7 protein-coding genes are annotated in these 7,761 nt (G+C 41.6%); 2 read left to right on the forward strand and 5 right to left on the reverse strand.

What is annotated here, in order from left to right; genetic code table 11:
• Window positions 1-50: 50 nt before the first annotated feature.
• Together VK664_RS16515 and VK664_RS16520 are read right to left on the reverse strand one after the other, a co-directional pair.
• Entirely contained in the window at window positions 51-290 is a 240-nt protein-coding gene (locus VK664_RS16515; RefSeq protein WP_461399790.1) for a hypothetical protein, read from the reverse strand.
• A gap of 95 nt (window positions 291-385) precedes the next feature.
• Entirely contained in the window at window positions 386-700 is a 315-nt protein-coding gene (locus tag VK664_RS16520) for a hypothetical protein (protein WP_461399791.1), read from the reverse strand.
• A 294-nt stretch (window positions 701-994) separates the two neighbouring features.
• Between VK664_RS16520 and ppk1 the strand changes: the two genes are divergently transcribed.
• Window positions 995-3,085 carry a polyphosphate kinase 1 gene (ppk1, locus tag VK664_RS16525; protein WP_461399792.1) on the forward strand — a complete coding sequence of 697 codons (2,091 nt, stop codon included), beginning with the start codon at window positions 995-997 and terminating at the stop codon, window positions 3,083-3,085.
• Window positions 3,086-3,139: 54 nt separating this feature from the next.
• On the opposite strand, the gene panB is transcribed toward ppk1, so the two are convergent.
• From panB to VK664_RS16540, 3 genes are all read right to left on the reverse strand, one after another.
• On the reverse strand, window positions 3,140-3,955 hold the full coding sequence (gene panB / locus VK664_RS16530) for a 3-methyl-2-oxobutanoate hydroxymethyltransferase (protein WP_461399793.1): 816 nt from the start codon (window positions 3,953-3,955) through the stop codon (window positions 3,140-3,142).
• The gene (locus tag VK664_RS16535) at window positions 3,952-4,851 is read right to left on the reverse strand and encodes a Ppx/GppA phosphatase family protein (RefSeq protein ID WP_461399794.1); all 900 of its coding nucleotides are present in this window, start codon (window positions 4,849-4,851) and stop codon (window positions 3,952-3,954) included. The genes panB and VK664_RS16535 overlap by 4 nt, the downstream gene beginning before the upstream one ends.
• 383 nt (window positions 4,852-5,234) lie before the next feature.
• Window positions 5,235-5,717, reverse strand: a complete 483-nt coding sequence (locus VK664_RS16540) for a hypothetical protein (RefSeq protein WP_461399795.1) — start codon at window positions 5,715-5,717, stop codon at window positions 5,235-5,237.
• 279 nt (window positions 5,718-5,996) lie between these two features.
• On the opposite strand from VK664_RS16540, the gene amaB reads away from it, so the two are divergent.
• On the forward strand, window positions 5,997-7,523 hold the full coding sequence (gene amaB, locus VK664_RS16545; RefSeq protein WP_461399796.1) for an L-piperidine-6-carboxylate dehydrogenase: 1,527 nt from the start codon (window positions 5,997-5,999) through the stop codon (window positions 7,521-7,523).
• Window positions 7,524-7,761: the final 238 nt, after the last annotated feature.

Here is a 7,761-nt window from a genome sequence, read left to right on the forward strand (position 1 = left end):
TAATCAAAAAGAATTCAATATTTTTCTGTTTTGATTGTCCACAATGTGGATTAACATACGTTTGGCAGCAATTTACCGTCAATTTCCGCCAATTTATCGAGCCGGATAACCAGGCCGGTGTCGAGTTTCATGTATTCGACCGACTCCCGGGTGAAAAGATCCCGGATCACCCCCTGCACGGCTACTTTTGCGCTTTCGTCAAGGAAAACAATATTTACCCTTTTTCCAATCGTGGCCAATGCTTCAAGCTCGTCGTAAAAATCGCAGTTTATCGGGATATACTTTTCCATAGTTTATATTAACAATCCTGTACCCAAACGGTTTAAATCTGTCCCCCGGTTTAATTGCCCCGGATGCAGACAGGAAGAAACCTCAAATTGCGATATCATTTACCGAAGAAATCCTCTGAAGAGGCCGCCACCGACAACAGATCAAGTTTTGGCTTTACTTCCAGGCCACTATTCCAAAGGTCTGCGGCAAATTTTTTAAAAGATTGCAAACCCTGCAGAAATTCGTGTGCTGCCTCATTCGCAAAATGATCAAAATGCATAAAAGTTTTACCATCTTCCATTAAATAAGCGCTGTATTTTATTCCGGGATGATTAATTTTTTTTAATTCCTCCACCACTTCCGCAATGTTCCTTTTGTTGATAGCTGCATATGATTCGGTTGTTGTGTATTGTACCCTGACGATTTTCATGTTATTGATTGTTATTGATTTTAATTGATTTTAATTGTAGTTGCAATTTTAATAGTGGTTGCTTATTTCAATCTCAAAGGTTTGATTGCAGAATCTTCAAAGTTATCCGAAATTTTTTGGCTCCGTGAATCGCCGGATAAACATATTCCTGCCGTTGGTGGGAATCTCTTCTCTCTCTCATTCAAATGGTTAGGTATTAACTTATCTTCGTTGCCATATCAGGTCAATGATAAATATTTAAATTAACAGGCATTTTGTTAACCCAACTTTGATAAAAGTTTATTAATGTCATTAATGAGGAGAAAAACAATAGCAAGGGATATAAGCTGGCTTTCATTTAACGGCAGGGTATTACAGGAGGCGGCCGACAAAACGGTACCGCTTCGGGAAAGGGTTAAGTTCCTCGGCATATTTTCAAATAATATGGATGAATTCTTCCGTGTACGCGTGGCTACGCTTAAAAGAATGGCAGACGTAGGATCGCGGATCAGGAACATGCATATGGAAATCTCACCTGAAAAAATCCTTGACCAGATCCAGGAAATTGTGCTGGAACAACAGGAAGTTTTTGCTTCTGTTTGGGAAAGCATACGCCGTGAACTACAGAACGATAACATCCACCTGATTACAGAGCGGCGGCTCAATAAAGAGCAGCAAAAATTTGTACAGACTTTTTTCGAGGAAGAAGTACGCTCCAACATCATACCGCTAATGATCGAAAGTATCCCGCAGTTTCCTTACCTGAGGGACAAATCCATTTATCTCGGCGTGGTAATGTCGAAAAGAAATGAGAAAATGCTGAAAACATACTCAATCATAGAGGTACCCTCAAAGGCCATAGGCAGGTTTATCAAACTACCTTCACCGGAAGGAGAACATCATATCATATTGCTCGAAGATGTGATCCGCTATAACCTTAAAAGTATATTCTCCTATTTTGGGTTTACCAGTTACCAGTCATGGGTTTTCAAAGTAACAAAAGATGCAGAAATAGACATCGACAATGATATTTCAACAAGCCTGATCCAGAAGATTGAAAAAGGGGTAAAGAACCGCCGGAAAGGGAAAACGGTTCGGTTCGTGTATGATCAGCAAATGGATACCGGTCTGCTTGGCTTCCTGATGAAAAAGCTTAATCTTTCAAAAAGAAGCAGCCTGATTCCCGGCGGCCGTATTCACAACTTCAGGCATTTTATGGATTTTCCGGACGTGTTCTCAAAAAAGAGTCATCGGAAGAAACCTTTCACCCACCCGATGCTGCGACATTCAATCCGTGTGACTGATGTGGTACTGGCCAAAGACATCATGCTCAATTTCCCCTATCACTCTTTTAATACTGTGATAGACTTCCTTCGTGAGGCTGCCATTGATCCCAGCGTAACCGAAATAAAGATCACTGCTTACCGGCTCGCATCGAACTCAAAAATTGTAAATGCATTGATCAATGCTGTGAGAAACGGGAAAAAAGTAACGGTGATGCTTGAACTGCGAGCCAGATTTGAAGAAGAAGCAAATCTCGAATGGAAAGAGCGGCTGGAGGAAGAAGGAGTAAAAGTACTGATGTCGATTCCTAACATGAAAGTACATGCGAAGATTTGCATGATTAAAAAACGAATCGACAATACTACTTTGCTATACGGCTTTGTAAGCACCGGTAACCTGAACGAAAAAACGTCTACTGTATATGCCGATCATTGCCTGTTAACTGCTAACAAACACATAATGGGAGATGTGAATCGTTTGTTTACCTATATGGAAAAATGGAAAGAAGGAACAGACATGCTAAAAACATGCAAAACCCTTATCCCCTGCCCCACATATCTCCGTCGTGAAATGAACAGGCTGATCAACCGCGAAATAAAAAATGCGCGGGAAGGCAAACCTGCTTCAATCATCATAAAAAGCAATTCGATTGCAGATGAGCAATTGATAGAAAAACTGTATGAGGCCGCCAAGGCCGGGGTTATTCTCAGGCTGATAGTCAGAGGGATATTCTGTATGTATTCCAAAAATAAAAAATTCAAATATCCTGTTAAGGCCATCAGCATTGTGGATGAATACCTCGAACACGCACGTGTTTTTGTTTTTCATAACCTGGGTGATGAAAAACTTTTTATATCATCGGCTGACTGGATGGTCCGTAATCTTGATCACCGCATTGAAGTAACCTGCCCTATCCTGGATGAAAATATTAAAAAGGTAGTAAAAACCATACTCCAGATCCAGCTGGCTGATAATGTAAAAGCACGTTTACTGGATAATGAACTTAGTAACAGGTATGTCCGCAATACAGATCATAAGAAGATAAGATCGCAGGTGGAAATTTACAATTACCTGCATCAGAAAAGTGAGCATCCTATGGAGCTCATTAGTTTGGAGGACTGAATCAGGAATGAATAAGGTGACTAAAATTAACGCGGATCAGGGATGTTGTTCTATTTAATATTGTTCCGAGTCGTTTGGAAAATCCTTGCTTTTTACGTCGCTGATATAGTGTTGAACAGCTTCAGTTATCTGTTCGTGAAGATTCAGGTATTTGCGGAGAAAGCGGGGCTTAAACTCGGTGTTTATGCCAAGCATATCATGCATTACAAGCACCTGCCCATCGCAATATTTGCCCGCTCCTATTCCTATGGTTGGGATCGATAAAGACTCTGATACTTCCTTTGCAAGGCTGGCCGGAATCTTTTCAAGAACAATCCCAAAACAGCCGGCTTTTTCAAGCACTTTCGCATCATGCTTTAGTTTTTCAGCCTCTTCCTCCTCTTTTGCACGCACGGTATAGGTTCCAAATTTATATATCGATTGAGGAGTAAGACCAAGATGCCCCATAACCGGTACACCGGCTGCAACTATACGATTGATAGATTCAAGTACTTCTTCCCCACCTTCCAGTTTGATTGCATGAGCGCCGGTTTCTTTCATAATCCGTATCGCGGATGACAATGCTTCCCGGGAGTTAGACTGGTATGAACCAAAAGGCAGGTCGACAATTACAAAGCTCCGGCTAACACCACGGATAACCGAAGCCGCATGGTAAATCATCTGGTCGAGAGTGATAGGTAATGTCGTTTCATGTCCCGCCATCACATTGGAAGCCGAGTCACCAACAAGTATTATATCAATACCTGCCTGGTCAAACATACGGGCAAAAGAAAAATCATATGCTGTCAGCATTGATATCTTTTCACCATTGGCTTTCATTTTTAAGAGCGTATTGGTCGTTATTTTCTTTACTTCCTTATGTATACTCATGCGTTGGCAGTTATAGCAGTCACTTCCTGGTAAAGGTGTTGAATCAATCCGTCGGCGAGGCCGATTTTTGGAACAAAAATTTCGCTGATATTCGCCCAGCGCATTACATTAATATGAATTAACAATGCGGGTACAATAACATCAGCCCGATCTTCTCTCAGTTTGTACACCCGCATCCTGTCTTTGAGATTAAAACTACTGAATTCTTTATAGTAGTCTTTGAGGGATTCAATGTTGAGTGATTTTCCTTCCTTTCTTTTTGAAAGGGAGAATATCTTATTGATGTTGCCACCAGAACCAATGGCGATCATATTCTGGGTATAGGCACGTGTCTCACGTCTTAGAAAATCTTTCATTTCGTCCCAGAGGAAATCGTCTACCTGGTTTTTCAAGAGCCGGATCGTTCCGATATTAAAAGATCTCTTGAACACCATCCTGGCTTCAGCAAAAAAAGTGAGCTCGGTGCTGCCACCACCAACATCAATATATAAATAGGAAAGTTCCTTATTGAGATTTTCGGCAATATGAGTTTCATAAATAAAACTGGCTTCGGCATCACCACTGATAATTTCAATCCTTATCCCTGTTTCCTGCTTTACATGTTCAATGATCCGGGCGGCGTTATCTGCATCCCGCATAGCCGAAGTAGCACAGGCTTTCAGGTGTTTCACCTCATACGCACCAAGCAGATGCCGGTATGCATGCATGGTCTCCAATATCATCGCTTCTTTTTCAGGGGAAATCGTTTTGCTTTCGAATACATCGAAGCCCAGTCTGAGAGGAACACGTACCAGGTTAAGTTTCTGGAACTGTGGTTTACCATTGTCGCCGGTAACCACCTCCGAAATTAACAGGCGTGCGGCGTTACTTCCAATATCTATTGCTCCTAATCTCATTCGAGCCAAAAATAATTAGTTAAAACAGAACGGTCAAAAGTAAAAATCAGGCAGGGCACAAAAAAACTGCATCCGGTGAGGATGCAGCTTGAACTACAAAGCGTCATAGGGTTTTTATTCTATGCCTTTGAGTTCGTTTATTGATATCTTACTTTGAGATCATTTATCAGTAGTTTACTTTGAGATCGTTTAATAGTAGTCTACCTTGAGGATAGTCTATTAGTAGCCTACCTTGAGATCGTTTATCAGTAGCCTACCTTGGGATAGTCTATTAGTAGTCTACCTTGAGATCGTTTATCAGTAGTTTACTTTGGGATCGTTTAATAGTAGTCTACTTTGAGATCGTTTATCAGTAGTTAGCCCTGAGATCGTTTATTAGTAAGTTATTTGTTCAGGTTGTTGAACCGGCTGATCGCATCTGCATCAAGTAATTCATACATCTTCAGATCATCGTATTTAACTTTTAATTGTTTGTAAAAGGTTTTACAATCTGTAGCCACCACTTGCCTACCAATCACTTTTACAGTTTCATAAAAAAACATCTTCATGTGTTTCTTTTCTTTTTCAAGCACCTGTGTTGCAACCGCGAAGTCAGCGGTCAGATCACCGTTGTTTATCTTTTCAGAGAAAACAGCAACATTTTCAATTTCTTGATTTTTAGATTTAACAGTCAGTAACTGGCAGGCGCAAACCTTCAATACCGGCTTAGCATCAAAATTGTTGTCGTAGGTTTTTAAGCTGGTAACAAATACCGGGGAATCAAAAACGATTTTTTTTGGAAGAGCTCCCAGGTCATTCGCCAGGGAATTAAAAGAGACAAGGATGAGCATGGCAAGCATGATCCGGTTAGGGAATGTAAGTTTCATGGTACAGCATTAATCAAGTTAAGAAAATAGGGTTACGGTTTCTAGAGGATGATCAGAACTTGATTGTAGGAATCTGGTAGCGGGACATAAAAAAACCTGCTTACAGCAGGTCTTTCATAGTAGATTAGGATGATGTAAAACTTGCAATAAGTTTTCATATCTCATAACTTTTGAGTCAATTTTTTTTACAGAACTTCATACGGTGTTGGTTTTCATATACTTTGACTCCTGCATTAATTTAAGCCTTGCTTGCGTATCTTGCGGATAATTGAACATTTTATGAAAGAAATACTACAGGCACTCAATATTGAATCTACTTGCCCGGGCGATTCAACGGGCTCTGATTGTTTCGCAAATGGAACTCCATCCCTGGAATCATATTCACCGGTCGATGGAAATCTCATAGCAGTAGTTGTACCCGGTAACAAAGAGGATTATGAAAAAGTAGTATTTACTGCCCAGGCTGCATTTATAGAATGGCGCAAATGGCCGGCTCCAAAACGTGGTGAAATAGTAAGACAAATAGGTGATTCACTCCGCCGGTTAAAAGAACCACTTGGCAAACTGGTTTCATATGAAATGGGCAAGAGTTTACAGGAAGGTTATGGTGAAGTACAGGAGATGATTGACATCTGTGATTTTGCAGTGGGACTCTCAAGACAGTTACACGGTCTTACAATGCATAGTGAAAGACCCCTGCATCGCATGTACGAGCAATGGCATCCATTGGGAATAACAGGAATTATCTCAGCATTTAATTTCCCCGTCGCCGTATGGAGCTGGAACGCTATGCTAAGCTGGGTATGTGGAAATGTTTGTATCTGGAAACCATCGGAAAAAACACCCCTTTGCGGAATAGCATGTCAAAATATCGTTGCTGAGGTATTCAAAAAAAATGATGTTCCCGAAGGTGTCTCCTGCCTTATTACCGGTGGTCGCGAAACCGGCGGATGGATGGCTTCTGATCCCAGGATTCCATTGATATCTGCCACAGGTTCTACCCGAATGGGCAAGGCAGTTGGAGCAGCGCTCGGCGCAAGACTGGGCCGTGCTTTACTTGAACTGGGAGGAAACAATGCGATCATCATATCTAAAGATGCAGATCTAAATATCGCCATCCGTGGCGCAGTTTTCGGAGCTGTTGGTACAGCAGGACAACGTTGCACAACCACCCGCAGACTGATAATTCATGAATCTGTTTATGATCAGGTAAAAGAAAAACTGGTTGCTGCCTACACACAACTTAATATCGGGGATCCCCTGGATGAAAAAAATCATGTCGGGCCCTTGATAGATAAAGATGCTGTATCCATGTACCTGGAATCGATAAAAAAATGCAAAGAGGAAGGTGGAAGGTTTCTCATTGAAGGAAAAAAACTTGAAGGCAATGGCTATGAAAGCGGATGTTATGTAAAACCCTGCATCGCAGAAGTTGAGCCACATTTCAAGATTGTTCAACATGAAACATTTGCCCCGATACTTTATCTTCTTAAATATAAAACCCTTGATGATGCCATTGCGATTCAAAACAATGTTCCCCAGGGTTTGTCATCATCGATTATGACCCTCAACCTCCGCGAAGCAGAAATGTTTCTTTCAGTTACCGGTAGTGATTGCGGTATTGCAAACGTGAACATCGGCACTTCAGGTGCTGAGATAGGTGGTGCTTTTGGTGGTGAGAAGGAAACCGGTGGTGGAAGGGAATCGGGCAGTGATGCGTGGAAGAATTATATGCGCCGGCAAACGAATACGATTAATTATTCGGATCAGTTGCCGCTTGCTCAGGGCATACAGTTTATTCCTTAGTAGCGCCTTTTGTTGACTGCTTTTGTTTTACTTGAGTTTGTTGATTACGCACGTTCATGGCGTTCACTCGGTTCTTCCCTTCGCCGGATGGGCCTGAGGTTGGTTTGATTTGCCACTGTGATTCCTGGTTAATACCTTTGTTCATGCCGGTGGCTGCTGTTGTCTCCGATCGGCTTTTGTTCCCTGATCGGCTTTTTAGGTATACTTGTAGTGCTGGTTGCTGTTGGGCCCTGATTGG

Source organism: Flavitalea sp., assembly GCF_035489435.1.
Classification (GTDB): Bacteria; Bacteroidota; Bacteroidia; order Chitinophagales; family Chitinophagaceae; genus DATHKG01.

Excerpts from the sequence above, each read along its gene's own strand:
- VK664_RS16515 (WP_461399790.1), bottom strand. The coding sequence starts at position 290 with ATGGAAAAGTATATCCCGATAAACTGCGATTTTTACGACGAGCTTGAA.
- VK664_RS16535 (WP_461399794.1), bottom strand. The coding sequence starts at position 4,851 with ATGAGATTAGGAGCAATAGATATTGGAAGTAACGCCGCACGCCTGTTA.
- panB (WP_461399793.1), bottom strand. The coding sequence starts at position 3,955 with ATGAGTATACATAAGGAAGTAAAGAAAATAACGACCAATACGCTCTTA.
- amaB (WP_461399796.1), top strand. The coding sequence starts at position 5,997 with ATGAAAGAAATACTACAGGCACTCAATATTGAATCTACTTGCCCGGGC.
- VK664_RS16520 (WP_461399791.1), bottom strand. The coding sequence starts at position 700 with ATGAAAATCGTCAGGGTACAATACACAACAACCGAATCATATGCAGCT.
- ppk1 (WP_461399792.1), top strand. The coding sequence starts at position 995 with ATGAGGAGAAAAACAATAGCAAGGGATATAAGCTGGCTTTCATTTAAC.
- VK664_RS16540 (WP_461399795.1), bottom strand. The coding sequence starts at position 5,717 with ATGAAACTTACATTCCCTAACCGGATCATGCTTGCCATGCTCATCCTT.